This window comes from Streptomyces sp. NBC_00234 (assembly GCF_036195325.1).
Taxonomy (GTDB): Bacteria; Actinomycetota; Actinomycetes; order Streptomycetales; family Streptomycetaceae; genus Streptomyces.
This window is the reverse complement of the sequence record NZ_CP108101.1, coordinates 5,248,347-5,273,828: the sequence shown is the minus strand read 5'-3', so window position 1 is coordinate 5,273,828 and position 25,482 is coordinate 5,248,347. Positions and strand designations below refer to the sequence as shown.

Sequence of the window (25,482 nt, the reverse complement as noted above, 5' to 3'; positions counted from 1 at the left end):
CGGACCGGTTGTCAGTGCGTCCGATCACTGCTTGAACACCGCCGAAGGAGCATCATGTCCCTCCCCCTGACCCGTCGGATCGCCCGCGCCGCGCTGCTGATCGCCGCAGGTGCGGCACCCGTGGTCGGTGCGGCCGGCGCAGCAGGTGCCGCGGGGCTCCCGCAGACCCCGAACCTGGGCGGCCTGACCGCCCTGGACGGCGCCGGCCTCGGCAACACCATCGACGGCGCCTCCCAGCAGGGCACCCAGGCCGCCGGTGACACCGGTGGCAAGATCGTCGGTACGGCCGTCCCCGCCGCCGGCAAGACCGTCGGCAAGGCGGGCGCCGTCGCCGCCCCGGCCGCCCAGGAGACCGCGGGCCAGACCTCCGGCCACGCCGGAGAGATCCTCGGCTCGGCCGCCGGTTCCGCCACCGAGGGCGGCCTGCCCACCGAGGGTGTGGGCGGCGGCCTGCCGACCGACAGCCTGGGCGGGCTGCCGGTCCAGGGCCTGCCGCTCAACTGACCCCCGGACACGCGGCGCAGAGCACCGCATCACGGCGAAGGGCCTCGGGAGTGCGCACTCCCGAGGCCCTTCGCCGTGAGGTGCCGGGCGTCAGGACAGCCGCTTGACCGCAGCCGCGACCCGCTCGTCCGTCGCCGTGAACGCCACCCGTACGAAGCGGTCACCGGCGGGCCCGTAGAAGTCGCCGGGCGCCACCAGGATGCCGAGCTCCGCCAGGTACGCCACGGTCTGCCAGCACGGCTCGTCGCGCGTCGCCCACAGGTACAGGCTGGCCTCGCTGTGCTCGATCCGGAACCCGTGCGCCTCCAGCGCCGCACGCAGCGCCGCACGCCGCCCCGCGTACCTGACGCGCTGCTCGGCGACATGCGCGTCGTCGCCGAGCGCGGCGACCGTGGCCGCCTGCACCGGGGCCGGGGACATCATCCCGCCGTGCTTGCGGATCAGCAGCAGCTCACCGAGGACGGCCGCGTCACCGGCGACGAACGCCGCGCGGTATCCGGCGAGGTTGGAGCGCTTGGAGAGCGAGTGGACGGCGACGATGCCCTCGTACGTACCACCGCAGACGTCCGGGTGGAGCACGGAGACGGGCTCGGCCTCCCAGCCCAGTTCGAGGTAGCACTCGTCGCTGAAGACCAGCACGCCGTGCTCGCGGGCCCAGGCGACGATCCGGATCAGCTCGTCCTTGGACAGCACGCGGCCGGTCGGGTTGGACGGCGAGTTGAGCCAGAGCAGCTTGAGCCCGGCCGGGTCGAGCTCGGTCGGGTCGTCGTACGCGACGGGCTCGGCGCCGCAGAGCCGGGCACCCACCTCGTACGTCGGGTAGGCCAGCCGAGGGTACGCCACCTTGTCGCCCGCGCCGAGACCGAGCTGGGTCGGCAGCCAGGCCACCAGTTCCTTGGAGCCCACCACGGGCAGGACGTTCTCGTGCGCCACGGAGACCGCGCCGAGGCGCCGCTCCACCCAGCCCGTGAGGGCGTCGCGCAGAGCCTCGGTGCCCCACACCGTCGGATAGCCGGGGCTGTCCGCCGCGGCGACGAGCGCCCGCTGGATCAGCTCGGGCACCGGGTCGACGGGCGTGCCGACGGACAGGTCCACGATGCCGTCCGGGTGGGCGGCAGCGGTCGACTTGTAGGGCGTGAGCTTGTCCCAGGGGAAGACCGGGAGGCGGGAGGAGACTGCGGCAGACACTGATCTCTGCTTTCTCGTACGTGGGTCACGAGCTTCTCGTACGCGGGTCACGAGCGGGTACGGGTCCGCGGCGGTGGAGCGGACGGGGGCCTGGGAAAACGGGGCCTGGAAACACCGCGGTCCCGCACGGTGACGAGCCGTACGGGACCGGGCGGCGCCTGTGCAGCCGCTGTCAGCCGTTCTGCGGCGGCAGCGCGGCGATGAACGCGTGGTCGCGCTCGATGAGACCCAGCTTGGAGGCACCACCGGGCGAACCGAGGTCGTCGAAGAACTCCACGTTGGCCTTGTAGTAGTCCTTCCACTCCTCCGGGGTGTCGTCCTCGTAGAAGATGGCCTCGACCGGACAGACCGGCTCACACGCTCCGCAGTCGACGCATTCGTCCGGGTGGATGTACAAGGACCGCTGGCCCTCGTAGATACAGTCGACGGGGCACTCTTCGATGCAGGCCTTGTCCTTTACGTCGACACAAGGCTGCGCGATGACGTAGGTCACGCTGTCGTTCCTCCTCGGTAGGGCGTTGGCTCTCGCGCGGGAGCGCGGCGTCGTCGATGCCCGCACCTAGTATCTCCGTTCCCGGGCACGATCCGAACAGGAGGGGCGGACACAGCTGTGGAATTCACCATCGGCGGACGGCTGGAGGTCCGCATTACCCCCGCTGACGTGGGAAAACGTGTATCCGTACGGCGACGATCGGCCAACGCCGACGCTGGCTTGAAGTTCACTGACACGGTCGGCGTTCTCACATCATGGGACGATAATGTGCTGTCGATCACACCGAAGAGTGGGGAAACCGTCCACATCGCGGAATCGTCTCTGGTAGCCGGCAAGGTCGTCCCGTCCGCCCCGGCCCGCCGCCGGGGCCCGGCGGCCTCGTTCGACGAGCTGGCCCGGATCACCGCCCGCGCCTGGCAGCCGGTGGAGAGCGAACCGCTGGGCGACTGGCGGCTGCGCGCCGCGAACGGATTCACCCGGCGAGCCAACTCCGTGCTCCCGCTGGGCGACCCCGGCCTTCCGCTCGACGAGGCGCTCGACCGCGTCCGCCAGTGGTACGCCGCCCGCGGGCTGCCCGCCTACGTGCAGACCGCGACCGGCGCGGAGGGCACCCAGGAGCAGTTGTGCGCGGAACTGGAGCGGCGCGGCTGGCAGCGCGAGGTGTCCGCCGAGGTGCGGGTCGCCGCGCTGGCGCCGATCGGCGACCGGGACGCGGACACCGGACAGGTCCGGCTGAGCCGCGCGCCCGAGGCGGGGTGGCTGTCCCGGTACCAGCGCGTCGACACCCCAGGCCCGGAGGTGCTCGCGGTCCTGAACAGCGGGCCGTCCGTGTGGTTCGCGTCCGTGCCGGACGCCGCCGGGAGCGAGGTCCCGGCGGCGATCGGCCGGTGCGTGGTGGACGGGCGCTGGGCCGGTTTCATGGCGGTCGAGGTGGGCCCCGAGCACCGGCGCAGGGGCCTCGCCACGGCCGTGATGACCGCGCTGGCCCGCCGGGCGCTGGACGAGGGCGCGTCGGCTGCATGGCTCCAGGTGGAGACGGACAACGGCGCGGCCGGTGCGCTGTACGAGGGCATGGACTTCGCCACTCACCACCGGTACCACCACTTCCGGTCGGCGTAGCAGGGGTACGGGTCGAACATGAGCGCTCAGGAATCGGACGAGGGCGGACGGCGGCGGCAGTTCGCCGACGAGGTGCGCGCCGAGCGGCCGGACCTCGCACTGCTCTGCCTGCTGGTGGGCGCGGAGGAGGTCCCCCCGATGTCGGCGGACGCCTCGGCACCCGACCCCGACCCGTACGGCATCGACGCGGCGCAGATCGAGCTGGACCGGCTGGCCGGACTGCTGCCCTACGGGGCGCGGGACGCCCGCTCCTGGGCCTCGGTGCTCGCCGAGCTGCTCGGCGAGCGCTGCGGCTTCGGCGGCTCCGCACGGGACTACCAGCGGCTGGAGTCCTCGCTGCTCCAACAGGTGCTGCGCCGGCGCCGCGGGCTGCCGATCCTGCTCTCCGTGGTCTGGATCGAGGTCGCCAGGCGGGCGGGCACACCGGTGTACGGGGTGGCGCTGCCCGGCCATTTCGTGGTGGGTTTCGGTGAGCCGGAGGAACGGGTGCTGGCCGATCCGTTCGCGGGCGGTGCGCTGCTGAGCGGGCAGGACGCGGAGCTGCTGGTGGCCGGGGCCACCGGAGCGCCACTGGAGCCGTCGATGCTGGTGCCCGCCGGCACGACGGAGATCGTGCTGCGGATCCTGAACAACATCCGGGCCTGGGCGGCGGCCCGCCCCGAGCGCACGGACGTGGCGCTGTGGGCACTCGAACTGTCGCTGCTGCTGCCGTCCCATCCGGCGAGGCTGCGCTACGAGCGGGCCCAGCTCCTCGTACAGCGCGGGGAGTTCCTGCGCGGTGCGGCGGAGATGGAGGAGTACGCGAAGGTCGTCGAGGCGGTCGAACCGGCGACGGCGGACGCGGTCAGGCGCCGTGCCCACGCGGCCAGGGCGCTGCTGAACTAGGTTCTGTCACACGATGTTTCACCGGCCGTGCGGATGTCCCACGAGGCCGGCGACCGGGAGGACCACGTATGTCGCGCTACAGCGAGCTCAGGTTCCGGGCCGTCACGACGCTCCAGAGGCGCGTCGTGAACCCGCTCTCCGTCCGGCTGCCCCTCCAGTGCCTCCTGGAGACCACGGGGCGCACGTCCGGACTGCCCCGGCGCACGCCGATCGGTGGGCGCCGCACGGGAGACGCCTTCTGGATCGTCTCGGAGTTCGGCGAGAAGGCCCAGTACGTGCGGAACATCCAGGCGGACCCGCGGGTCCGGGTCCGGATCGGCAGACGGTGGCACACCGGCACGGCCCGTCTCCTTCCGCAGGACGATCCCCGGGCCCGGCTCCGGACGCTGCCGCGGCTCAACAGCGTCGCCGTCCGGGTGGTCGGCACCAACCTGCTGACCGTACGGATCGATCTCGACGACTGACCGGGCCGCGACCGGCTTCCACCCGGGCGCCGGCCGAGGGCTCCGGGCCGTACGCGCTACCCCGTCACCACCCGGCGCAGGGCGAACGAGCTTCCCGGAGCGGCGTGTTCGACCGGTCCGCCGTAGGAGGTCCCGGCACGTGACACGGCCTCCTGGGGTGTCATGCCGGGGCCCACATGGGTCACCACGAGCCGGTGGGCGGCGGCTCGGCGCGCGGTCTCGCCGGCCTCCTCGGGGGTGTGGTGGACCCGTGGTTCGCCGGCCGTCACGGTGCTGCTGTCCGCCTCGCACAGCAGCACGTCGCAGCCGGCCGCCAGTGCGACCAGGGACGCGCAGGGCGCCGTGTCTCCCGAGTAGACGAGCACTCCGCCGCCGTCCGCGCCCTTGTCCTCGATACGCACGGCGAAAGCGGGCATGCCATGCGCGACCTCGGCGCTGGTGAGTTCGAGAGGGCCGATCCGCGCCTGGTGTCCGTCGTGCAGTTCGTGCACCTCGAAGGCCGCTTCGACGGGGCTGCGCCGGGCGGAGTTGGTGAGGAAGTGGGCCAGCCGTTCGGCGATGCCGGGCGGACCGTACAGCGGGATCGGCGCGGGGAGCCGGATGCCGGAGTAGAGCGCGGCGTAGAAGGCGGTGAGCAGGTCCGCCGTGTGGTCAGCGTGCAGATGGGATATCCAGATGGCGTCCACCTGCTCGAAGGCGATGTGACGTTGGAGTGCGGCGAGCGTTCCCGTGCCCGCGTCCATCCACACATGGGTGTCCCCGGCGGACAGCAGATAGCCGGAACAGGCGTTGTCGGCGCTCGGGAAGGGCGTCGCGCTGCCCAGGACGGTGAGGCGTGGTGCGTTGTCTGCCATCGGCGGATTCTACGTACGCCGATGAACCGAACTCCGCGCGTCCGCTCCGGACCCGACGCCGCCGTGGAGTGCCCATATGACTAAAGTCATGTGCTTGTTCGATTCTGGGTACTGCGGAGGGGGAGGGCGTGGATACGCAACTCAGGGAGACGGCCACGGAGTTGGCCAATGTCCTGTGGCGGGAGCACACCGTGTACCGGGAGCGGGGCGGAGGCTTCGTCATCCGCGGGGAGCACATCCAGCGCTGGATCAGCCTCACCCCGACCGGGCGCCGGAACGAGGCCCTGGTCCGGGTCGGCCGCATCCTCGAAGGCGGCACCACCGCACCGGCGCGCTCGGAGCAGATCGTGAGCCTCTCGGCCGGAACGAGCGAACTGGCGGCGGCCTGCCGCCGGTTGCTGGCAGACGCCGCCGCCGGGCCGAGCGGACCCGTGCGGGCCCAGTCCGCAGGGCAGGGCCGGAGAGGGAGCAAGGGCAGCGGGCCGAGGAAGGTGAAGGGGAGACACACGAGCTTCACCTCCTGGGTCGTCATCGTCTGCGTGGTCGGCGTCGTCGGGCTCCTCGCCTACGCCTCCACGACGCGGTAGCCGACGCCGCACCACACCCGCCCTACGCGACGGCCATGTCGGAAATCCGCCGGACGGAACCGCTCCCGGCTGGTGAAGTTGCCTCATGAACGAACTGCGCGACAAGGCTCTGGCCTTCCACGCCCTGCACCACGGAACCGCTCCGCTCGCCCTCGCCAACGCGTGGGACGCCGCCAGTGCCCGCATCGCCGAGGACGCCGGTGCGCTCGCGGTCGCCACCACCAGCGCGGGGGCGTCCTGGAGCCTGGGGGTGGCGGACGGCGGCCGGCTGTCGAGGCGCCGGGCCCTCGAACACATCGCCCGGGTGACCGCCGCGGTCCGCGTCCCGGTCACCGCCGACATCGAGAGCGGTTACGCCGACGGCCCGGACGCGGTCGCGGAGACGGTCAGAGGTGTCCTGGACGCCGGCGCGGTGGGCGTCAACATCGAGGACGCCGCACATGACAGGCCCGGCACGCTGCGCCCCGTGAAGGAGCAGGCCGCGTACCTCGCCGCGGCCCGGGCCGCAGCGGACGCGGCGGGGATCGCGCTGTTCGTCAACGCGCGGATCGACACCTGCCTCCGTCCGGACGGCGACCCCGCCGGCCGGCTCGGGCGGACGCTGGAGCGCGCGGCTGCCTACGCCGACGCCGGGGCCGACGGGATCTTCGTCCCCGGCCTCCTGGACCCCGCCGAGGTGGCCGTGCTGGCGGAGCGGGTCTCCGTCCCGCTCAACGTGCTGGCCGGCCCGGGAGCGCCCTCCGTGGCCGAGCTCGGCAGGCTCGGTGCGGCCCGGGTGAGTCTCGGCTCGGCCGTGGCCGAGGCCGCCTACGCGGTGGCCCGCCGGGCGGCCCGGGAGCTGTTCGCCACCGGCACGTACGCCGCGCTCGGCGAGCCGCTCGCCTATCAGGAGCTGAACGCGCTCCTGGCCGGCCGGGACGGGGCGCTGAGGGACACGGATCAGACCACGCAGAACTCGTGACCCTCCGGGTCCGCCATCTCCACGTGGTCGGGCCTGCCCTGCATCTCGTGCTCGCGGATCACCGTCGCCCCGGCGGCCGTCAGCCGCTCGACCGTCGCGAGCACCCGCGGCCACCGCACCTCCCACGGCGTCTCGCGGCCCCCTCCGGCCTGCACGTCCAGGTGCATGCGGTTCTTCACCACCTTCGCTTCCGGCACCTTCAGGAAGGAGATGCCGGGCCCGACGCCGTCCGGGTCGGACAGGTAGGCACCGTCGTCCCACTCCTCCTCCGGAATGCCGTGGTGGGCGAGCCACGCGTTCCAGTCGGCGAAACCGGCCGGCGGGGGCTTCTCTACGTAGCCCAGGGCGAGCGCCCAGAACTTCGCCAGCTCGCCCGGGCGGGCGCAGTCGACCGTCAGGCTCCACTTGGTCGGCACGGGTCCTCCTCCTCGGGGTACGGGACCAGGAAGGGTGTCACATCCGTGGCATGACGACGCCCCCGGCCGGAAGTCCGGCCGGGGGCGTCGTCGCGGGCGCGACAGGGCGGGTCAGCCGCTGCCGGTCAGGTCGATCCTGACGGTCCGCTCCGCTGCTGTCTTGCCGACCAGGGCGGTCTTCATGGCCTGCGCCACGTCGTCCGCGCTGACCTGGTGCTTCTTTCCGTCGCCCTTGACCGCCATGACGCCGTCGAACACGCCGTCGAGCAGGGTGTCGATCGCCTTCTTGTCGTAGTAGTCGACGAGCCGGCCGTCGATCGCCTTCATCGACAGGATCTGCGGCAGGGACCGCGCCGGGCCGAAGTCGATCTCCTTCGGTCCGGCCTGGATGGTGATGAGGCCGGACATCGCGGGCTTGGCGAACTCGTTCATCGCCCGGTCCAGTTCGGCCTGGGTGATGCTCGGTTCGCGGCTCGTGACGGGCAGCTCGACGACGCTCGACGTGCCGGTCTGCACCTGCGCGCGGTAGGCGTCGCGTACCGAGATCAGCGACTGGTTGACGTCCAGCGCCTTGCCCGTGCGGCCCGGGACCGCGATGGCCTTGTTCGGCTCGAACTTGATCGTGCCGTCGTGCGCCGTACCCGAGATGCCCGCCAGGTCGGTCAGCGCGACTCCGAGTTTCTCCTCGTCGACGGGGATCACCGGGTCGGCCGGGCGCTCTCCGCCGAAGAGGGAACCGATCACCGAGACCGGGTTGTAGTCGCTGCCCGCCGCCTCTCGGACTGTCTCCTGGCTGTCCAGGGTGAGTCCGGCCTTCTGCGGGACGAGCTTCTCCGTCTTGCCGTCCACGGACAGCTGGAGGGGGGCCGTGGCCCGCTCGCCCAGCGCCGCTTCCAGTTTGCCGACCGCTTCCTCCTTCGTCCCGCCGCCGATGTCGACGCCGAGGACGGTGGTGCCCTTGGGCACCTCGGAGTGGTTCAGCAGCAGACCGGCGCCGTAGGCGACACCGGCCAGGACGACGACGCCCGCGCCGAGCAGGACCAGCTTGGAGCGGCCCTTCTTCGCGGGTGCGGCGGCCTTCGGCACGGGACGGGGCGCGGGGGCGGGCGACGGAACGCCGGGCCCGCTGCCCATCGCCGCGTCGGTCCGTGCGCCTCCCGGCCCACCGGGGCCGGGCGCGAACGGGGAGCGGGCGTCCGTCGGAACGACGGGGATGCCGCTGGTCAGCGTGTCACCGGAGACGTGGCCACCGGGCCCCGGCTCGGGGGCCGGTGCCTGCGGCGTCAGGATCGCCGTGTCGTCGGACATCCGCGGCGGTACGCCACCGGGGCCGGGCGGGAACGCCGAGCGGGCGCCCGCCGGACCGCCGGGGCCCAGGCCGTGGACTCCGTCGAGGTTCGGTGTGAGGGACGAGCCGCCGGTGACGGGACCGGTCGTGGGCCCTGCCGGACCCGGCGTACGCACACCGAGGTTCGGCGTGTCCCTCGGACCGCCCGGCGCCTCGGCGCCGAGCCCGTCGAGAGCGCTGCCGCCGGGGCGGGGCGCGCCCTGGTCGCCGGGGCGCTGCGGGGCGTCCGAGAAGTACGGCAGGTCGGCGCGGGGCGGCGTCGGGGCCGGTGCGGGCGTCCGGCCTGGGCCGTCCGCGGGTGCGCCGGAGGAGCCGGCGACCGAGGTGGTCGTCGGCGCCTTGCGCGGGGCGAACCAGTCGCTTCCGCTCTTCTCCTTGGCCGGCTTGTCCGCGGGCGGTTCGTCGGCGGGGCCGCCGTCCCGTCCGTCGGGGCCGGGTCCGCTCCCGGCGCCGTTCGCGGAGGCGGACGGGGTGGCCGCGCCGGGGCGCGGCGTGCTGCCCGTGCGCTCGGCGTCCGGACGTCCGCCGGACGTGTCTCCGTCAGCCATCGGCGTACGCATCACGACCGGCGGGATGGGGCGCGACCCGGGGATGTTGATCCGGATGCGCGTCGTCAGCGTCGTCTCGGTTCTGGGTTCCTCGGGCCGGGGCGGCTCCGCAGGCTCCGGAGTCGCCTCCGGACCGTCCTGCGACGGGTGGAGCGACGGATACTGGCGGGATCCGTACGGCGGCGTGCCCGACGGATACGCGGCTCCACCGCGCCCCTGGGGCCCGGAGGACGAACTGTCAGTTTCACGACTCAAAGCAGGTTCTCCCGATTGGCTCCGCCGCCCGTACTTCCCCCATGCCGCAGGCCAGGGGACGGCTCGGCGCGCGCACCACCATACTGGCCGCCGCCGAGAGACACTCCGCCACCGGGTGAAACCTCCACTCCGGCATCACACCTGCGGGGGGGCATTCCGGGAGCGGACGTGGCACATCAGGTGCCAGGTCGGCCGCTGTTGGTGGCCGATTGTGGCAGCCGGGACGTGGTGGCGCACATCACAGCGAGAGCCATCCCGCCGAGCATGAAAAGGGCCAGGCCGAGTTCGTCGCCGAAGACGTAGTCGCCTTCGGGGCGGCCACTGAGCAGGAGCACCACCGCGACGAGCCAGCCCGCGGCCGGGGCCAGCGCGCCGAGCTGGGTGCCCACCAGCACCCGGCCGCCGTAGAAGAGTCCGGCGCAGGAGGCGAGCGCGATGAGCAAGCCGCCCGGGAACCAGGCGGCTTGGACGAGTGTGCCCGCGAGGGCGACGAGTGCGCCGAGGACCGCGAGGCCGACGTAGACGCCGATCCGGGCGGGGTTCAGCGGGGCCGCCAGGCCGGTGGGTTCGGGGCTCCTGGGCGGTGCGTTGGTGCGCGGGGCCTTCGAGGAGGCCCGTGGGCGCCTGCTGTTCATTCCGGTGCTCCCGGTGTGCCTGTCGGGTCCGGCACTCCGGCGAAGAGGTCGCTCTCGCGAACGCCCTCGCCGCGCTCCGGGGTGCCGTGGACCAACTGGTAGTACTCGGTGGTGAAGACGGGCTGCCCGAGGTCGTTCGACAGGGCGAAGAAGGGGCCGTCCACGGCGACCTGGGTGGCGTGCGCCCGCATCGCGGCGGTCTTCGCTCCGGCGAATTCCGCACCCTCGATCTCGGTGGTGACCAGCGCCTCGTCGACCACGCCCGGCACGTCGTCGACCGCGGCGATTCCAGGGAAGATGCCCGGTGCGTCGGCCCGCAGCCGGGCGAATCCCTCTTCCACGACGGGGCGCGGCACGCGGTTCCAGTAGATCTTCGCGATCGCGTGCGGGGCTCCGGAGGACGGGCGGTACGCGGGGTCGGCGGCCAGCTCGGCGGCGCGCGTCGCCACGCGGTGGGCCTGGATGTGATCGGGGTGCCCGTAGCCGCCGTCGGGGTCGTACGTGACGAGGACCTGGGGGCGCACCGAGCGGATCACCTCGACGAGATGCCCGGCGGCCTCGTCCACGGGCGCGGCCCAGAACGCGCCCGGGCGGCGGTTCTGTTCGGTGCCCATCATCCCGGAGTCGCGGTACCGGCCGGGGCCGCCCAGGAAGCGGTGGTCGGTGACCCCGAGCTCCCGCATCGCGGCGGTGAGTTCACCGATGCGGTGGGTGCCCAGGGTGTCGTCCCGGTCGGCGGCGAGGTGAGCGAGCTCCGGCGGGATGACCTCGCCCTCCTCGCCGAGTGTGCACGTCACCAGGGTGACGTGGGCGCCCTCGGCCGCGTACCTGGCCATGGTGGCGCCGTTGTTGATCGACTCGTCGTCGGGGTGCGCGTGCACCAGGAGCAGACGGCGGGCGGGAAGGTCCTTCATGGGGACCACCCTACGAGCCGCCGGGGCTCCGGGGACCGACCGCCCCACACGTCAGAACTTGATGCCCCCGATCATGCCTGCCACGTTCGAGGTCACCTCCGAGATGGTGGGGGCGATCGACGAGCTGGCGAGATAGAACCCGAGCAACATGCAGACCACCGCATGTCCGCCCTTCAGTCCGGATTTCCGGATCAGCAGGAAGACGACGATCGCCAGCAGCACCACCGCCGAAATCGAGAGTGCCACGGCGGTTCACCTCCATCAGTACGGTCGGGACGGGCAGCACACATGGAGCCAGCGGGTTCTTACCCACCGAGCGCTACGGATCATAACTATCCGTGCCAACGCATTGTTCGGGGCACAGCAGCACGAGGGGCGCACGGGACCCGCGCCGAGAGGGGTCCGACCCTCTAAGTTCGTGGCCATGACCTCGCAGAAGCTGTCCTTTCCCCGCCAGTACGCACGGACTCAGCGCTTCACTCTTGGCGCCCCCCGCGCATTCACCGTCTCACCGGACGGGACGCGGGTGATCTTCCTGCGCTCGGCCTCCGGCACCGACCGGACGAACCGGCTCTGGGTGCTGGACCCCTCGACCGGCGAGGAGCGGATCGCCGCCGATCCCGGGGCCCTGCTGGGCGGTTCGGCGGAGCGGCTCTCACCGCAGGAGCGGGCCCGCCGCGAGCGCAGCCGGGAGGGCTCGGCGGGCATCGTCGGCTACGCGGTGGACGGGGCGGCCGAGTTGGCGGCGTTCGCGCTCTCCGGGAAGGTGTACGTGGCCGAGCTGCGGGCCGGGACGGCGCGGGCGCTGCCGGTGCCCGGTCCGGTGATCGACCCCCGCCCCTCCCCCGACGGCCGGCACATCGCCTATGTCACGCGGGGTTCGCTGCGGGTCGTGGGGGCGGAGGGCGACGGGGACCGGGCGGTCGCCGAGCCGGAGGACGCGCACACCTCGTACGGTCTCGCGGAGTTCGTCGCGGCCGAGGAGATGCAGCGCTCGCGGGGCTTCTGGTGGTCGCCGGACTCGGACCGGCTGCTGGTCGCCCGGGTCGACGACAGCGCCGTACAGCGCTGGTGGATCGCCGATCCCGCGCATCCCGAGCGCAAGCCCACCGAGGCGGCGTACCCGGCGGCGGGCTCGCCCAACGCGGAGGTGCGGCTCTTCGTCATGGATCTGGACGGGGCCCGCACCGAGGTGGTGTGGGACCGCGCGCGCTTTCCGTATCTGGCCGAGGTGCACTGGTCGTCCGCGGGAGCTCCGCTGCTCCTCGTACAAGCCCGCGACCAGCGCAGTCAGCTCCATCTGGCCGTCGACACGGAGAGCGGCACGACGCGCACGGTCCATGTCGACGAGGACCCGGTGTGGCTGGATCTGTTTCCCGGGGTGCCCGCGTGGGCGCCCGACGGGCGGCTCGTGCGGATCGCCGACGAGGGCGGTGCGCGCGTGCTCGCGGTCGGCGACCGGCCGCTGACCGGGGCGCAGTTGCACATCCAGGCGGTGCTGCACATCGGGGAGTCGGATGTGCTGGTCGCGGCGACGGCGGGCGAGGAGGCGACCGATCCGGAGACCGGTCAGAGCCATGTGTACCGGGTGAACGAGCTCGGTATCGAACGGATTTCCGAGGGGGTGGGTGTGCACACGGCGGTCCGTTCGGGCGCGGTGACCGTGCTGGTCTCGGCCTGCCCGGACCGGCCCGGACTGTCCGCGCAGGTGCTGCGGAACGGCAAGCCGGCCGCCACGGTGACGACGTACGCGGAGACGCCGGTCCTCTCCGCGGACGTGCGGCTCACCGAGGGGGGCGCACGGCGGATTCCGTGCGCTGTGCTGCTCCCAACGGGATATAAGGAGTCGGACGGTCCGCTTCCGGTACTGATGGATCCGTACGGCGGGCCGCACGGCCGCCGGGTGGTCGCCGCGCACAACGCCCACCTCACCTCCCAGTGGTTCGCGGACCAGGGCTTCGCCGTGGTCGTCGCGGACGGCCGGGGCGCACCGGGACGCTCGCCCGGCTGGGAGAAGGCGATCAAGGACGACTTCCCCCTCACCCTCGACGACCAGATCGAGGCCCTGCACGCGCTCGCCGAACGCTTCCCGCTGGACCTCTCCAAGGTCGCGATCCGCGGCTGGTCGTACGGCGGCTACCTCGCGGCGCTCGCGGTGCTGCGCCGCCCGGACGTCTTCCACGCGGCCGTCGCCGGCGCCCCGGTGACCGACTGGCGGCTCTACGACACCCACTACACCGAGCGCTATCTCGGCGACCCCGCCCAGCATCCCGAGGTGTACGCCCACAACGCCCTGACGACCGACGACGGGCTGTCCGAGCCCGCCGGGCAGGTACGGCCGCTGATGATCGTCCACGGCCTCGCGGACGACAACGTGGTGGTCGCCCACGCCCTGCGGCTGTCCTCGGCGCTGCTCGCGGCGGGGCGGCCCCACGAGGTGCTCCCGCTGAGCGGGGTGACGCACATGACCCCGCAGGAGCAGGTCGCGGAGAATCTGCTGCTGCTCCAGGTCGACTTCCTCAGGCGCTCCCTGGGCCTGACCGGCGCGTAGGGCCGCCTTTCACCAGCCGGGCGGCCGGGACGAGGGCGGCGGCGGTCCGAAGCCGCCGCCCTGCGGATAGCCGTAACCGGGGCCCTGTCCGGGGGCACCGCCCTGCGGATAGCCGTAGCCGGGCCCCTGCCCGGGGACGTCGTCCGGCGGGTACCCGTAGCCGGGGCCCGGGCCGCCCGACGGGTAGCCGTACCCCGTGCCCCGGCCCCGGTCCGGGCCGGCGGGGACGTCCTCGAAGCCCCTGCGGGCCAGGGCGATCAGCGCGGTGGCCCCGGCGGCGGCCAGGAAGCACCAGGAGAGCAGGGTGAGCTGGAGCTCGGTCCCCAGCTCACCGAAGTGCTCCAGGAGCCGGTGGTGCAGGGCGCGGGCGATGCCGAGCGCCCCGGCCGTCAGCACGAATCCGGACACGATCACGCCGAGGGTCCGGGAGTGGACCGCGTGGACCAGCGCGCTGACCGCCACGACCAGGCAGAGCAGGGCGATCGTCGCGTTGGTCCAGCCGGGCGGGGCGTCGGTCAGCTCCATGCGTGTGTTCGGCCCTCCGACGAACCAGTCCGGGTAGACGGAGGAGGGGAACGTGAGCAGCTGACGCACCTCCCAGGCGATCATCACCGCACCGGCCGCGCCCAGCGCCAGGAAGGCGACGGCCGAGGCGCCCGTACCGGGCCTGGTGGGCCGCGGCTCGTAGAAGTCCTCCGGCGGCCTGCGGCCCGCCGCTCCGGTGACGACGAGGGCGAGGGCCGCCGCCAGGGCCACGAACGTCCCGATCAGCGCCCTGGCGCGGAGCTCGTCCGCGTACCGCCCGTCCGTCCAGGACGCCCCGATGTTCCAGACCGCGGGCAGCCGGAGCAGGAGCGTGACCAGGCCGGTGGTGACGAGCGCCGAGGCGGCCACCGACGAGCGCACGGCCGCGAAGGCGGCGAAGACGTAGACGACGAACAGGACGAGGTCGCTCTGCGAGGTCGCGGGCAGCGTGTCCGGGCGCGCGTCGGCGTACCCCGCCCAGTAGCGCAGCAGATCGAGTGGCCGACCGGCCGTCCCGACGTCCCTCACGACCCAGCCCGCGACCATCACGGCGAGCACGGAACAGAGGACGGCGCCGGTGATTCTCGCTCCCCGTGTGAGTGTCACCCCAGCGATACTCCACCGCGGCCCGCCATTGAACAAGAGGGCCAAAAGGGAAGAGGGGGAACGGGTAACCGGCCGGGGCGACATGACGACACCCCGGCCGGTTCACGGCACCCGCACGGCCGTACGCTGTTCATCATGGAGCGTTCGTATATCGGTGCCGCGACAGCCAAGTTGCCTCTGTGTAAACGAATTTCATGGACTTTTATGACGGAATGTCACCCTGCTCCCCCGGCTCCTGCCCGGGTTCCTTCCTGACCTCCGTACCCGGCTCCTGCTCCTCCGCCACGGGCCCCTGCGCCGGCGGTGCGGCCAGTCGCCCCTCCTCCGGTACGACCCGCTTCTCCTCCGCGAAGTGGCACGCGGAGTCGTGGCTCGCCGCGGTCTCCGACAGCCGGAAGGCCGCCGGCACCGCCAGCAGCGGGACTTCGAGCTCGCACCGCTCCTGCGCCTTCCAGCAGCGGGTGCGGAAGCGGCAGCCCGACGGCGGGTTGGCCGGCGAGGGCACGTCGCCGTGCAGGATGATCCGCTCACGGAACTCACGGGCCATCGGGTCGGGCACCGGCACGGCGGAGAGCAGCGCCTGGGTGTACGGATGGGTGGGGTGCTCGTAGATCTCCTCGTCGGTGCCGATCTCCACGATCCGGCCCAGGTACATCACGCCGACCCGGTCGGAGATGTGCCGGACGATCGACAGGTCGTGCGCGATGAACACGAAGCTCAGGTTGAACTCGCTCTGGAGGCTGTCCAGCAGGTTCACGACCTGGGCCTGCACCGACACGTCGAGGGCGGAGACCGGCTCGTCGGCGACGATGATCTCCGGGTTGAGCGCGAGGCCGCGGGCGATGCCGATGCGCTGGCGCTGACCGCCGGAGAACTGGTGCGGATAGCGGTTGATGTACTCCGGGTTGAGGCCGACCACGTCCAGGAGGTCCTGCACCTTCCGGCGCCGGCTGCCCTTGGGGGCCACCTCGGGGTGGATCTCGTACGGCTCCCCGATGATGTCGCCGACCGTCATACGCGGGTTCAGCGAGGTGTACGGGTCCTGGAACACCATCTGGATGTTGCGGCGCACGGCCTTCAGCGCACGCCCCGACAGCTTGGTGACGTCCTCGCCCTTGTACCGGATCGCGCCCGCGGTCGGCTGCTCAAGGTGCACCAGCATCTTCGCGACGGTCGACTTGCCGCAGCCCGACTCCCCCACGATGCCGAGCGTCTCGCCCGCCGCCAGGTCGAAGGAGACCCCGTCGACCGCCTTGACGGCGCCGACCTGCTTCTTGATCAGGATGCCCTGGGTCAGCGGGTAGTGCTTGACGAGGTCGCGGACCTCCAGGATCGGGTCACCGTCCGCGTACGCCGTCCCGGCCCGTTCCTTGGACAGCAGGGTGGAGGCCACCTCGCCCTCCTCGCGGTCTTCCTTCCGTCCGCCGGACTGATCAGCGTTCATCGAGCGTCTCCTTCCAGAAGTGGCAGGCGCTCTGGCGGTCCTCGGACACCCGGTACAGCGGCGGCACGTCCGTACGGCACACGTCCTGGGCCATCGGGCAGCGGGGGTTGAAGGCACAGCCGGGCGGGATGTGCAGCAGGTTGGGCGGCAGGCCCTTGATCGCGTACAGCTCCCCGCCCTTCTGGTCCAGGCGCGGGATCGACCGCAGCAGGCCCTTGGTGTACGGGTGGGCCGGGGCCTTGTAGATGTCGTGGACGGGCGAGGTCTCGACGATCCGGCCCGCGTACATCACGGCGATCTTGTCGGCGACGTCCGCGACGACTCCCAGGTCGTGCGTGATCAGGATCAGCCCCATGTTCAGCTCGCGCTGGAGCTCCGCCAGCAGGTCCATGACCTGCGCCTGCACCGTCACGTCGAGCGCCGTGGTCGGCTCGTCCGCGATGATCAGGGAGGGTTCCAGCGCCAGCGCCATGGCGATCATGATGCGCTGGCGCATACCGCCGGAGAACTGGTGCGGATAGTTCCCCACCCGCTCCTTGGCGGCCGGGATGCGGACCCGGTCCATCAGCTCGACCGACTTCGCCCTGGCGTCCTTGCGGGACATGCCGCGGTGCACGACGAACATCTCGCCGAGCTGCTCGCCCACGGTCAGCACCGGGTTCAGGGAGGACAGCGCGTCCTGGAAGATCATGGCCATCTCCTCGCCACGGATCTTCCGGCGCTCCTCCTTCTTGAGCTTCAGCAGATCGCGGCCCTTGAAGAGGATCTCGCCACCGCTGATCTTCCCCGGCGGCATGTCGAGGATGCCCATGACGGCCTGTGCGGTGACCGACTTGCCGGAGCCGGACTCGCCGAGGACGGCGAGCGTCTCGCCCTCGGCCACCGAGTAGTTGACCCCGTTGACGGCTTTGGCCACCCCCTCGCGGGTGTGGAACTCCACGTGCAGATCGCGCACTTCGAGCAACATGGCAACGGGCTCCTCAGCGCAGCTTGGGGTCGAGGGCGTCGCGCACCGCGTCGCCGAGCATGATGAACGCGAGCACGGTGATCGCCAGCGCTCCGGCGGGCCAGAGCAGCATGTGCGGGGCGTTGCGGATGTACGGGGCCGCGGCGGAGATGTCGATGCCCCACGAGACGGCCGGCGGTTTCAGACCTACGCCGAGGAACGAGAGGGTCGCTTCCAGGGAGATGTACGTACCCAGCGCGATCGTGGCCACGACGATGACCGGGGCGACGGCGTTGGGCGCGATGTGGCGCAGCATCATCCGGGAGTTGGACGCGCCGAGTGCGCGGGCCGCCTGGACGTAGTCGTTGTGCTTGGCCGTGATGACCGATCCACGGGCGATACGGGCGAGCTGCGGCCAGCCCAGCAGGACGATGAAGCCGATCACCGGCCAGACGGTCGAGCTGGTCACCACGGAGAGGAAGACCAGGCCGCCGAGGACCACCGGGATGCCGAAGAAGACGTCGGTGAGGCGGGAGAGGATCGAGTCCCACCAGCCGCCGTAGAAACCGGCGAGGCCGCCCAGGAAACTGCCGATCAGGGTGACTCCGATGGTGGAGCAGACGCCGACGGTCACCGAGTTCCTGGCTCCGTACACGACGCGGGTGTAGACGTCGCAGCCCTGCCCGTCGAAGCCGAACGGATAGCCGGGCTGGGAGCCCTCCTGGGCCTTGGCCAGGTCGCAGTCGAGGGGGTCCCCCGAGGCGATCAGCTGCGGCCAGATCGAGATGATCACCAGGAAGATGATGATCAGCGCGGAGATGATGAAGACCGGGTTGCGGCGCAGGTCGCGCCAGGCGTCGGACCACAGACTCTGCGGCTTGCCCGAGGGGCCCGTCCCCTGGGGGCCGCCGGGGGTCTTCTCGAGGGTGGTGCCCTCGTCCAGTGCGAGGTCCATCGTCCCGCCGGCTCCGGCCGCCGAGATCGCCTCGTCCGGTGTCTGCTCAGGCATAGCGGATCCTCGGGTCGAGAACGGCGTACAGCAGGTCGACGATCAGGTTCGCGGCCAGGAAGACCAGGACCAGGACGGTGACGAAGCCGACGACGGTCTGGGAGTTCTGGCGCAGGATGCCCTGGTAGAGCTGGTAGCCCACGCCGTGGATGTTGAAGATCCGCTCCGTGACGATCGCTCCGCCCATCAGTGCGCCGACATCCGTACCGATGAAGGTGACGACGGGGATCAGGGAGTTGCGCAGCAGGTGCCGGATCACCACGCGGCGCCTCGGCAGGCCCTTGGCCGTAGCGGTACGGACGTAGTCGGCGCGGGCGTTCTCGGCGATCGAGGTCCGTGTGAGCCGGGTGACGTACGCCAGGGAGACGGAGGCGACGACGAGCCCCGGGATGATGAGTTCGTTGAACGGCGCTTCCGAGGAGACGGACGGTTTGATGATGCCCCACTCCACTCCGAGGAGGAGCTGGAGCAGCAGACCGGTGACGAAGGTCGGGATGGAGATGACGACCAGGGTCAGGATCAGCACGGAGGTGTCGATGGGGCGGCCCCGCCGCAGACCGGTGACGACACCGAGGCTGATACCGATGACGATCTCGAAGAAGAGCGCCACGATCGTGAGCCGGATCGTGATCGGGAAGGCGGTGGCCATCAGTTCGGTGACCTCCTGCCCGTTGAACGCGGTGCCGAAGTCGCCGGTGAAGACGTTGCCCATGTAGGTCAGGTATTGCTGCCAGAGGGGCTTGTCGAGGCCGAACTCCGCGCGCAGCTGGGCGGCGGTCGCCGGGTCGCACTGGCGGTCGCCGCAGAGGCCCGCGATGGGGTCACCCATCACGTTCACCATGAGGAAGATCAACAGCGTGGTGCCGAAGAAGACGGGGATCATCTGCAGCAGCCGCCGGATCACATAACGTCCCATGAAGGGCTCCGGGGGTCGGGGCGAACAGGCGAACAGTGGGACGTACGAAGCCGGGAGGCCGGTGCCGGGTCGGCACCGGCCGGCCCGGCCCCGTTACGTCACTTGACCTTGATCTCTTCGTACACCGGGACGCTGAACGGGTTCAGCGCGACGTTCTCGACGCGGTCCGAGTAGCCGGCGCTGCCGTTCTGGTACCAGAGCGGGATGACCGGCATCTGATCGACCATCACCTTCTCCGCGTCCTGGAACGTGGAGACGGCCTGGGCCCTGTCGCTCTCGGCGTTGGCCTTGTTGACCAGGTCGTCGAACTTCTTGTCGCTCCACTTGCCGTCGTTGGACGGGGCGTTGGTGTAGTAGACCGGCTGGAGGAAGTTCTGGATCAGCGGGTAGTCCATCTGCCAGCCCGCGCGCCAGGCGCCCGTCAGCTTCTGCTGGGAGACCTGGCTGCGGAAGTCGGCGAAGGTGCCGACGGGGGCGCCGACGCACGCCTTGTTGTTGCCCAGGGCGTTGTTGATGCTGTTGCAGACGGCGTCGACCCATTCCTTGTGGGAGCCGGTGTCCGCGTTGTACGAGATCTTGAGCTGGCCGCCGGGGATGCCGCCGTTGTCCTCGATCAGCTTCTTGGCCTCCGCCGCGTTGTACTCGCACGGGGAGCCGCACAGACCCTTCTTGAAGCCGCCGTCCTCGCCGAGGACCGGGGAGGTCCAGTCGGAGGCGGGGGTCCGGGTCTTCTGGAAGATCTGGTCGGTGATCTGCTGGCGGTTGATCGCCATCGACAGCCCCTGGCGGACCTTGGCGGCGGCCGGGGTGTCCCACTCCTTCTCGTAGAACGGGAAGGCGAGGGTCTGGATGATGCCGGCCGGGGTGTTGATGTACCGGTCGCCGAGGTCGGCTTCCACGTTCTTCAGCTGCGAGGCGGGCACGTCGTCGACGAGGTCGAGGTTGCCGGCCGTCAGGTCGGTGTAGGCGGTGTTGTTGTCGGTGTAGACCTTGAGGTCGATGCCACCGTTCTGCGCCTTGTCGTCACCGGGGTAGTCGTCCCACTTGCGCAGGTCCATGGAGGAGCCCTTGGCGTAGTCCTCGATGGTGTACGGCCCGTTGCCGATGGGCTTGGCGAGCCAGGCGTCGTGGTCCGTGAAGAACGCCTTGGGCAGGGGCGCGAAGGCCGGGTAGCCGAGGGTGTCCGGCCAGAGCGAGAACTTCTGGGTGAGCTTGACGGTGAACGTCTTGTCGTCGACGACCTTGAGCCCGGAGAGCTTGTCGGTCGAGGCACTGCCGGTCTCGGGGTGCGCCTTGTCGTAGCCGTCGATGTACCCGAAGAAGTAGGAGTTCTTCTGGTTGTTCTTCAGCGCGGCGCCGTAGTTCCAGGCATCCACGAACGACGAGGACGTGATCTTCTCGCCGTTGCTGAAGGTCCAGCCGTCCTTCACCGTGATCGTGAAGGTCTGGTTGTCCGTCGTCTCGATGCTCTCGGCGAGCATGTTCTGGGCCTCGCCGGTCTTCGGGTCGTACCGCTTGAGGCCGCGGACGATCATGTCGAGGACCTTGCCGCCCTGCACCTCGTTGGTGTTCGCCGGCTCCAGCGGGTTCTGCGGATCGCCCCAGGAGGAGCTCACGATCCCGTCGGCGCCACCGCCGCCGCCGCTGTCGTCCCCGCCGCCACAGGCCGTCGCTGCCAGGGCGACGGCCACCGCACATGCGGCCCACTTGGCTTGTGTGGCTCCGCGCATGAAGTGCCTCCTAGAGATCCATTGAGTAGCTCAATGCCCCATATCACCCCATTTGACTTCTGATCGCATGTTAAACAGGCCATCAGTGGAGGCCGGACAGCACAAAACCGCCGGGCGGGCTCGAATGATCGAGCCCGCCCGGCGGTGGAGACGAAGGGGACGCCCCTCGTGAACCGTCCTAGGTCGTGTCCCCAAAGTCTCGTCTGGCCGGCGGCGTCTGGCACGCACTCTCGCGGCGTTGCCGAAATGCCCGAGTAGCTCCGCTACAAGGGCACTCCGGCGCCTTGCGAGAGCACGCACCAGACACCGCCGGCCCCACCCTTCGGGTGGACGACGATACTTTGCGGACACTCCCTAGCCGACCAGGACGGCCTTCTCCTCGGCGAAGTGACACGCCGACTCGTGCGCGGCCGGAGAGTCCACGGACTTGAAGCGCTCGGGGACCGCCAGGAGCGGCACCTCCGTCGCGCACTTGTCCTCGGCCTTCCAGCACCGGGTGCGGAAGCGGCAGCCCGACGGCGGGTTCGCCGGCGACGGGACGTCACCGGAGAGGATGATCCGCTCGCGGCCCTCACGGGCCTCCGGGTCCGGAACCGGAACCGCCGACAGCAGCGCCTGGGTGTAGGGGTGCGTCGGGTGCTCGTAGATCTGCTCGTCGGTACCGATCTCGGCCATCTTGCCGAGGTACATGACGCCGACCCGGTCCGAGATGTGCCGGACGATCGACAGGTCGTGCGCGATGAAGAGGTAGGAGAGGTTGAACTCGTCCTGCAGCTTCCCCATCAGGTTGATGACCTGTGCCTGCACCGACACGTCGAGCGCGGAGACCGGCTCGTCGCAGATGATGATCTCCGGGTTGAGCGCGAGGCCGCGGGCGATACCGATGCGCTGGCGCTGACCGCCGGAGAACTGGTGCGGATACCGGTTGATGTACTCCGGGTTGAGACCCACGACGTCCAGGAGGTCCTGCACCTTGCGGCGACGCTCGCCCTTGGGCGCGACCTCGGGGTGGATGTCGTACGGCTCCCCGATGATGTCGCCGACCGTCATACGCGGGTTCAGCGAGGTGTACGGGTCCTGGAACACCATCTGGATGTTGCGGCGCACGGCCTTCAGCGCGCGGCCGGACAGCTTGGTGATGTCCTGGCCCTTGTAGAAGACCTCGCCGGCGGTGGCCCGCTCCAGCGTCATCAGGAGCTTGGCGACCGTGGACTTGCCACAGCCGGACTCGCCCACGATGCCGAGCGTCTCGCCCGCGAAGAGATCGAAGGAGATCCCGTCCACGGCCTTGACCGCGCCGACCTGCTTCTTGAACAGGATGCCCTGGGTCAGCGGGAAGTGCTTGACCAGGTTGCGCACCTGAAGGATCGGTTCGCCCTGCGAGACCGGCGCATCGATGGCGGCTACGGCCTCCGCCTCGGTGGCCGCGTCCACAGTCGCCACTTCGGTGACGTTCGGGGTGGCGTCCACGGACTCTTTCTTGATGTCAGCCATGGATCGTCTCCTTCCAGAAGTGGCAGGCGCTGCCGCGGCCGACCAGATCGGTACCGTCCTGCTCGGTCACCGGGCGCAGGGCCGGGATGTCCGTACGGCAGATGTCCTGCGCCATCGTGCAGCGCGGGTTGAACGCACAGCCCGAGGGCACGTGGAGCAGGTTGGGCGGCAGGCCCTTGATCGCGAAGAGCTCCTGGCCCTTCTGGTCCAGGCGCGGGATCGACTCCAGCAGACCCTTGGTGTACGGGTGCGCCGGGCGCTTGTAGATCTCGTGCACCGGAGAGGTCTCGACGATCCGGCCCGCGTACATCACGGCGATCTTGTCGGCGACGTCCGCGACGACACCGAGGTCGTGCGTGATCAGGATCAGGCCCATGTTGTACTCGCGCTGGAGCTCCGCGAGCAGGTCCATGACCTGTGCCTGCACCGTCACGTCGAGGGCCGTGGTCGGCTCGTCCGCGATGATCAGGTCCGGCTCCAGGGCCAGCGCCATGGCGATCATGATGCGCTGGCGCATACCGCCGGAGAACTGGTGCGGGTAGTCCGAGACACGGGCCGCGGCGGCCGGAATCTTGACCTGGTCCATCAGCTCGATGGCCTTGGCCTTCGCGTCCTTCTTGGACATGCCCTGGTGGACCCGGAACATCTCGCCGAGCTGGTAGCCGACGGTGAGGACCGGGTTCAGCGAGGACAGCGCGTCCTGGAAGATCATCGCGATCTTCTGGCCACGGATCTTGCGCCGCTCCTCGTAGGACATCTTGAGCATGTCCTGGCCGCGGAAGAAGATCTCGCCCTGCGGGATCTTGCCGGGCGGCATGTCGAGGATGCCCATGATGGCCTGCGCCGTCACGGACTTGCCGGAACCCGACTCGCCGAGGACGGCGAGCGTCTCACCGGCGTCGACGCTGTAGTTGACGCCGTTGACGGCCTTCGCCACACCGTCGCGGGTGTGGAACTCCACGTGCAGGTCGCGGACTTCGAGCAGCGGGCCGACGTGGTCGTCTCCCGAGCGCGGGGACGGGACTTCTGCGGTCTTGTCGATGGTGGTCACGTGCACCCCTCCTTATCGCGTCTTCGGGTCGAGGGCGTTACGGACGGCTTCGCCGAGCATGATGAACGCCAGAACGGTGATGCTGAGCATGATCGACGGGTAGATCAGGATGTGCTGGGCCACCCGGATCTGGGCCGAACCACCGGAGATGTCCATACCCCACGAAACGGTCGGCGAGGCCAGGCCGAGACCCAGGTAGGACAGGGTCGCCTCCGCCGAGATGTACACACCCAGCGAGATGGTCGCGACCACGATGACCGGAGCCATGACGTTCGGGAGGATGTGCCGGAACAGGATGCGAGGCGTGCTCGCACCGAGTGCTCTGGCCGCCTGGACGAAGTCCGACTGCTTGATGGTGATCACCGCACCGCGCATGACGCGCGCGATCTGGGTCCAGCCGAGGAACGCCAGGGCGAAGACGACCACCCAGATCGACCGGTCCGTGAACGCCTGGAGGACGACCATCGCGCCGAGCAGGAAGGGCAGGCCGAGGAAGATGTTGGTGAATCCGGAGAGCACCGCGTCGATCCAGCCGCCGAAGTAGCCGGACAGCATGCCGATCAGACCACCGAACAGGGTCACCGCGAGGGTCACCGCGACGCCGACGATCACCGAGGCACGGGTGCCGTAGATGACACGGGCGTAGACGCTGCGGCCCTGGCCGTCGTAACCGAACCACTCGGGCGAACCGATCTTGCTCAGCTCGGGCTTGCCCAGGAAGTGGTGCACCAGGTCGCCCGCGGTGGGCGAGGCGCTGGTGAACAGGCTCGGGAACGCCGTGATCAGAAGGAGGACCACGATGAGGGCCGCGGAGATGATGAAGTACCAGTTGCGGCGCAGGTCCTGCCACGCGTCGCCCCAGAGGCTGCGTGCCTTGTCCGCCTTGACGACGGCCGACGGGTCCGCGATGGGAGCCTTGGCCTCGTCGGGCGCGGGAGCGGTCTTGGTCATGTCAGGCATACCGGATCCTCGGGTCCAGGACCGCGTACAGCAGGTCGACGAGCAGGCTCATGAAGAGGTAGACGAGCACCAGCACGGTGACCAGTCCGACCAGGGTGGTGCCCTCGCGCCGGACGATCGACTCGAAGATGGTGCCGCCGATGCCCTTCACGTTGAAGAGGCCCTCGGTGACGACCGCGCCGCCCATCAGGGCACCCAGGTCGGTGCCGAGGAAGGTGACGACCGGGATCAGCGAGTTGCGCATCAGGTGGACACCCACGATGCGTCGCTTGGGAAGACCCTTGGCGACGGCCGTGCGCATGTAGTCCGAGCGCAGGTTCTCCGCCATCGTCGTACGGGTCAGTCGTGCCACGTACGCCAGGGAGAGCGAGCCCAGGACGATCGCCGGGGTGAACAACTCGCCCCACGTCGCCTCGTTCGAGACGTTCGGTGCGATCCAGCCGAGCTCGAACGCGAACACCGACTTGACGATGAAGCCGAGCACGAAGACCGGGATCGAGATGATCAGCAGCGTCAGTACCAGGACGACGTTGTCGGTCAGACGGCCGGCGCGGAGGCCGGCGGCCATGCCCAGGCCGAGACCGAGGACGATCTCGATGAGGAACGCCATCGCGGCGAGCCGCAGCGTGACCGGGAACGCGTCACCGAGTACATCGGTGACCGGCCGGCCGCTGGCTATCTGGGTGCCGAAGTCGAAGTGAAGGACGATCCCCTTCATGTATTCCCAGTACTGCACCAGAATCGGCTGGTCGAGGCCGAGTTGGTGCCGCATGGCAGCAAGAGTCGCGGGGTCCGCACCCTTGTCCCCGAAGAGTCCCCGCACGGGGTCGCCGGGCAGCGTGTAGACCATCAGGAAGATCAGCAGAGTTGTCCCGATGAAGACCGGGATCATCTGGAGCAGTCGTCGTGCGACATAGCGCCCCATGGTGCCTCCATGTAAGTGGCACGCCGCAGCCGACGGGCCCTCCCTCGTCACCGACTCCCTCGTAGGGTCGTCGGTGTCGCGGAAGGGCCCCCCGGCCACTGCGTGCAGGCTGGTGTCGCAGAACCGATGTCAGTTTCGGTCCATCACCGGCCTG

At 70.4% G+C, this 25,482-nt stretch carries 25 protein-coding genes; 7 read left to right on the top strand and 18 right to left on the bottom strand.

From position 1 onward, the window contains the following. Positions 1–54 precede the first annotated feature (54 nt). Entirely contained in the window at positions 55–504 is a 450-nt protein-coding gene (locus tag OG230_RS23365; RefSeq protein ID WP_328905674.1) for an ATP-binding protein, read from the top strand. Between the two features lie 90 nt (positions 505–594). Here OG230_RS23365 and dapC read toward each other — a convergent pair whose 3' ends face one another. Then, positions 595–1,692 carry a succinyldiaminopimelate transaminase gene (gene dapC / locus OG230_RS23360; RefSeq protein ID WP_328905673.1) on the bottom strand — a complete coding sequence of 366 codons (1,098 nt, stop codon included), beginning with the start codon at positions 1,690–1,692 and terminating at the stop codon, positions 595–597. A gap of 172 nt (positions 1,693–1,864) precedes the next feature. Then, complete coding sequence (gene fdxA, locus OG230_RS23355) at positions 1,865–2,185, bottom strand: ferredoxin (RefSeq protein ID WP_156692533.1); 321 nt, start codon at positions 2,183–2,185, stop codon at positions 1,865–1,867. 117 nt (positions 2,186–2,302) lie between these two features. Here fdxA and OG230_RS23350 point away from each other — a divergent pair, with 117 nt between their 5' ends. The 3 genes from OG230_RS23350 to OG230_RS23340 all read left to right on the top strand — a co-directional run bounded on the left by OG230_RS23350 (position 2,303) and on the right by OG230_RS23340 (position 4,653). After that, the gene (locus OG230_RS23350; protein ID WP_328905672.1) at positions 2,303–3,304 is read left to right on the top strand and encodes a GNAT family N-acetyltransferase; all 1,002 of its coding nucleotides are present in this window, start codon (positions 2,303–2,305) and stop codon (positions 3,302–3,304) included. A gap of 18 nt (positions 3,305–3,322) precedes the next feature. Beyond that, positions 3,323–4,189, top strand: a complete 867-nt coding sequence (locus OG230_RS23345) for a transglutaminase-like domain-containing protein (protein WP_328905671.1) — start codon at positions 3,323–3,325, stop codon at positions 4,187–4,189. A 68-nt stretch (positions 4,190–4,257) separates the two neighbouring features. Next, a complete protein-coding gene (locus OG230_RS23340) occupies positions 4,258–4,653 on the top strand; it encodes a nitroreductase/quinone reductase family protein (RefSeq protein WP_328905670.1) in 396 nt (131 codons plus the stop codon). A 56-nt stretch (positions 4,654–4,709) separates the two neighbouring features. On the opposite strand, the gene OG230_RS23335 is transcribed toward OG230_RS23340, so the two are convergent. Beyond that, positions 4,710–5,507: an MBL fold metallo-hydrolase gene (locus OG230_RS23335; RefSeq protein WP_328905669.1), complete on the bottom strand. Its 798-nt coding sequence runs from the start codon at positions 5,505–5,507 to the stop codon at positions 4,710–4,712. Positions 5,508–5,635: 128 nt separating this feature from the next. Here OG230_RS23335 and OG230_RS23330 point away from each other — a divergent pair, with 128 nt between their 5' ends. Next, positions 5,636–6,094: a hypothetical protein gene (locus OG230_RS23330; protein ID WP_328905668.1), complete on the top strand. Its 459-nt coding sequence runs from the start codon at positions 5,636–5,638 to the stop codon at positions 6,092–6,094. A gap of 85 nt (positions 6,095–6,179) precedes the next feature. Next, positions 6,180–7,055: an isocitrate lyase/PEP mutase family protein gene (locus OG230_RS23325; RefSeq protein WP_328905667.1), complete on the top strand. Its 876-nt coding sequence runs from the start codon at positions 6,180–6,182 to the stop codon at positions 7,053–7,055. Here the strand turns inward: OG230_RS23325 and OG230_RS23320 are convergent. From OG230_RS23320 to OG230_RS23300, 5 genes are all read right to left on the bottom strand, one after another. Further along, the gene (locus tag OG230_RS23320; protein ID WP_328905666.1) at positions 7,034–7,471 is read right to left on the bottom strand and encodes a VOC family protein; all 438 of its coding nucleotides are present in this window, start codon (positions 7,469–7,471) and stop codon (positions 7,034–7,036) included. The two genes, OG230_RS23325 and OG230_RS23320, sit on opposite strands and share 22 nt — an antisense overlap. A 111-nt stretch (positions 7,472–7,582) precedes the next feature. Continuing rightward, a complete protein-coding gene (locus tag OG230_RS23315; RefSeq protein ID WP_443051357.1) occupies positions 7,583–9,622 on the bottom strand; it encodes a hypothetical protein in 2,040 nt (679 codons plus the stop codon). 176 nt (positions 9,623–9,798) lie between these two features. Further along, positions 9,799–10,257: a DUF6113 family protein gene (locus OG230_RS23310; RefSeq protein ID WP_328905664.1), complete on the bottom strand. Its 459-nt coding sequence runs from the start codon at positions 10,255–10,257 to the stop codon at positions 9,799–9,801. Next, the gene (mshB, locus tag OG230_RS23305) at positions 10,254–11,171 is read right to left on the bottom strand and encodes an N-acetyl-1-D-myo-inositol-2-amino-2-deoxy-alpha-D-glucopyranoside deacetylase (protein ID WP_328905663.1); all 918 of its coding nucleotides are present in this window, start codon (positions 11,169–11,171) and stop codon (positions 10,254–10,256) included. Before mshB ends, OG230_RS23310 begins: the two co-directional genes overlap by 4 nt. Positions 11,172–11,222: 51 nt before the next feature. Next, the gene (locus tag OG230_RS23300) at positions 11,223–11,417 is read right to left on the bottom strand and encodes a hypothetical protein (protein ID WP_014154257.1); all 195 of its coding nucleotides are present in this window, start codon (positions 11,415–11,417) and stop codon (positions 11,223–11,225) included. Between the two features lie 178 nt (positions 11,418–11,595). Here OG230_RS23300 and OG230_RS23295 point away from each other — a divergent pair, with 178 nt between their 5' ends. Beyond that, on the top strand, positions 11,596–13,722 hold the full coding sequence (locus tag OG230_RS23295) for a S9 family peptidase (RefSeq protein ID WP_328905662.1): 2,127 nt from the start codon (positions 11,596–11,598) through the stop codon (positions 13,720–13,722). Positions 13,723–13,731: 9 nt separating this feature from the next. Here the strand turns inward: OG230_RS23295 and OG230_RS23290 are convergent, their stop codons facing one another. From OG230_RS23290 to OG230_RS23245, 10 genes are all read right to left on the bottom strand, one after another. After that, entirely contained in the window at positions 13,732–14,853 is a 1,122-nt protein-coding gene (locus OG230_RS23290) for a hypothetical protein (RefSeq protein ID WP_328905661.1), read from the bottom strand. Between the two features lie 202 nt (positions 14,854–15,055). Next, positions 15,056–16,297, bottom strand: a complete 1,242-nt coding sequence (locus OG230_RS23285; protein ID WP_328905660.1) for an ABC transporter ATP-binding protein — start codon at positions 16,295–16,297, stop codon at positions 15,056–15,058. Then, positions 16,287–17,264 (bottom strand): ABC transporter ATP-binding protein, encoded by a 978-nt coding sequence (locus OG230_RS23280; protein WP_328905659.1) that lies wholly within the window; start codon positions 17,262–17,264, stop codon positions 16,287–16,289. Before OG230_RS23280 ends, OG230_RS23285 begins: the two co-directional genes overlap by 11 nt. A gap of 13 nt (positions 17,265–17,277) precedes the next feature. Next, positions 17,278–18,252 (bottom strand): ABC transporter permease, encoded by a 975-nt coding sequence (locus tag OG230_RS23275; protein WP_328905658.1) that lies wholly within the window; start codon positions 18,250–18,252, stop codon positions 17,278–17,280. Then, positions 18,245–19,168 (bottom strand): ABC transporter permease, encoded by a 924-nt coding sequence (locus tag OG230_RS23270; RefSeq protein WP_328905657.1) that lies wholly within the window; start codon positions 19,166–19,168, stop codon positions 18,245–18,247. Before OG230_RS23270 ends, OG230_RS23275 begins: the two co-directional genes overlap by 8 nt. Before the next feature lie 98 nt (positions 19,169–19,266). Beyond that, positions 19,267–20,898, bottom strand: coding sequence for a peptide ABC transporter substrate-binding protein (locus OG230_RS23265; RefSeq protein ID WP_328905656.1), 1,632 nt, complete (start codon positions 20,896–20,898; stop codon positions 19,267–19,269). A 354-nt stretch (positions 20,899–21,252) separates the two neighbouring features. Next, the gene (locus OG230_RS23260; protein WP_328905655.1) at positions 21,253–22,392 is read right to left on the bottom strand and encodes an ABC transporter ATP-binding protein; all 1,140 of its coding nucleotides are present in this window, start codon (positions 22,390–22,392) and stop codon (positions 21,253–21,255) included. Further along, on the bottom strand, positions 22,385–23,443 hold the full coding sequence (locus OG230_RS23255) for an ABC transporter ATP-binding protein (protein WP_328905654.1): 1,059 nt from the start codon (positions 23,441–23,443) through the stop codon (positions 22,385–22,387). The genes OG230_RS23260 and OG230_RS23255 overlap by 8 nt, the downstream gene beginning before the upstream one ends. A gap of 12 nt (positions 23,444–23,455) precedes the next feature. After that, positions 23,456–24,403, bottom strand: coding sequence for an ABC transporter permease (locus OG230_RS23250; protein ID WP_328905653.1), 948 nt, complete (start codon positions 24,401–24,403; stop codon positions 23,456–23,458). Next, positions 24,396–25,328: an ABC transporter permease gene (locus OG230_RS23245; RefSeq protein ID WP_328905652.1), complete on the bottom strand. Its 933-nt coding sequence runs from the start codon at positions 25,326–25,328 to the stop codon at positions 24,396–24,398. The genes OG230_RS23250 and OG230_RS23245 overlap by 8 nt, the downstream gene beginning before the upstream one ends. Positions 25,329–25,482: the final 154 nt, after the last annotated feature.

Bases quoted from the DNA above. Each gene is read 5' to 3' on its own strand.
- OG230_RS23310 (WP_328905664.1), bottom strand. From the start codon at position 10,257: ATGAACAGCAGGCGCCCACGGGCCTCCTCGAAGGCCCCGCGCACCAAC.
- OG230_RS23280 (WP_328905659.1), bottom strand. From the start codon at position 17,264: ATGTTGCTCGAAGTGCGCGATCTGCACGTGGAGTTCCACACCCGCGAG.
- OG230_RS23245 (WP_328905652.1), bottom strand. From the start codon at position 25,328: ATGGGGCGCTATGTCGCACGACGACTGCTCCAGATGATCCCGGTCTTC.
- mshB (WP_328905663.1), bottom strand. From the start codon at position 11,171: ATGAAGGACCTTCCCGCCCGCCGTCTGCTCCTGGTGCACGCGCACCCC.
- OG230_RS23275 (WP_328905658.1), bottom strand. From the start codon at position 18,252: ATGCCTGAGCAGACACCGGACGAGGCGATCTCGGCGGCCGGAGCCGGC.
- OG230_RS23270 (WP_328905657.1), bottom strand. From the start codon at position 19,168: ATGGGACGTTATGTGATCCGGCGGCTGCTGCAGATGATCCCCGTCTTC.
- OG230_RS23295 (WP_328905662.1), top strand. From the start codon at position 11,596: ATGACCTCGCAGAAGCTGTCCTTTCCCCGCCAGTACGCACGGACTCAG.
- OG230_RS23250 (WP_328905653.1), bottom strand. From the start codon at position 24,403: ATGCCTGACATGACCAAGACCGCTCCCGCGCCCGACGAGGCCAAGGCT.
- OG230_RS23345 (WP_328905671.1), top strand. From the start codon at position 3,323: ATGAGCGCTCAGGAATCGGACGAGGGCGGACGGCGGCGGCAGTTCGCC.
- OG230_RS23285 (WP_328905660.1), bottom strand. From the start codon at position 16,297: ATGAACGCTGATCAGTCCGGCGGACGGAAGGAAGACCGCGAGGAGGGC.
- OG230_RS23340 (WP_328905670.1), top strand. From the start codon at position 4,258: ATGTCGCGCTACAGCGAGCTCAGGTTCCGGGCCGTCACGACGCTCCAG.
- OG230_RS23325 (WP_328905667.1), top strand. From the start codon at position 6,180: ATGAACGAACTGCGCGACAAGGCTCTGGCCTTCCACGCCCTGCACCAC.
- OG230_RS23265 (WP_328905656.1), bottom strand. From the start codon at position 20,898: ATGCGCGGAGCCACACAAGCCAAGTGGGCCGCATGTGCGGTGGCCGTC.
- OG230_RS23335 (WP_328905669.1), bottom strand. From the start codon at position 5,507: ATGGCAGACAACGCACCACGCCTCACCGTCCTGGGCAGCGCGACGCCC.
- OG230_RS23260 (WP_328905655.1), bottom strand. From the start codon at position 22,392: ATGGCTGACATCAAGAAAGAGTCCGTGGACGCCACCCCGAACGTCACC.
- OG230_RS23365 (WP_328905674.1), top strand. From the start codon at position 55: ATGTCCCTCCCCCTGACCCGTCGGATCGCCCGCGCCGCGCTGCTGATC.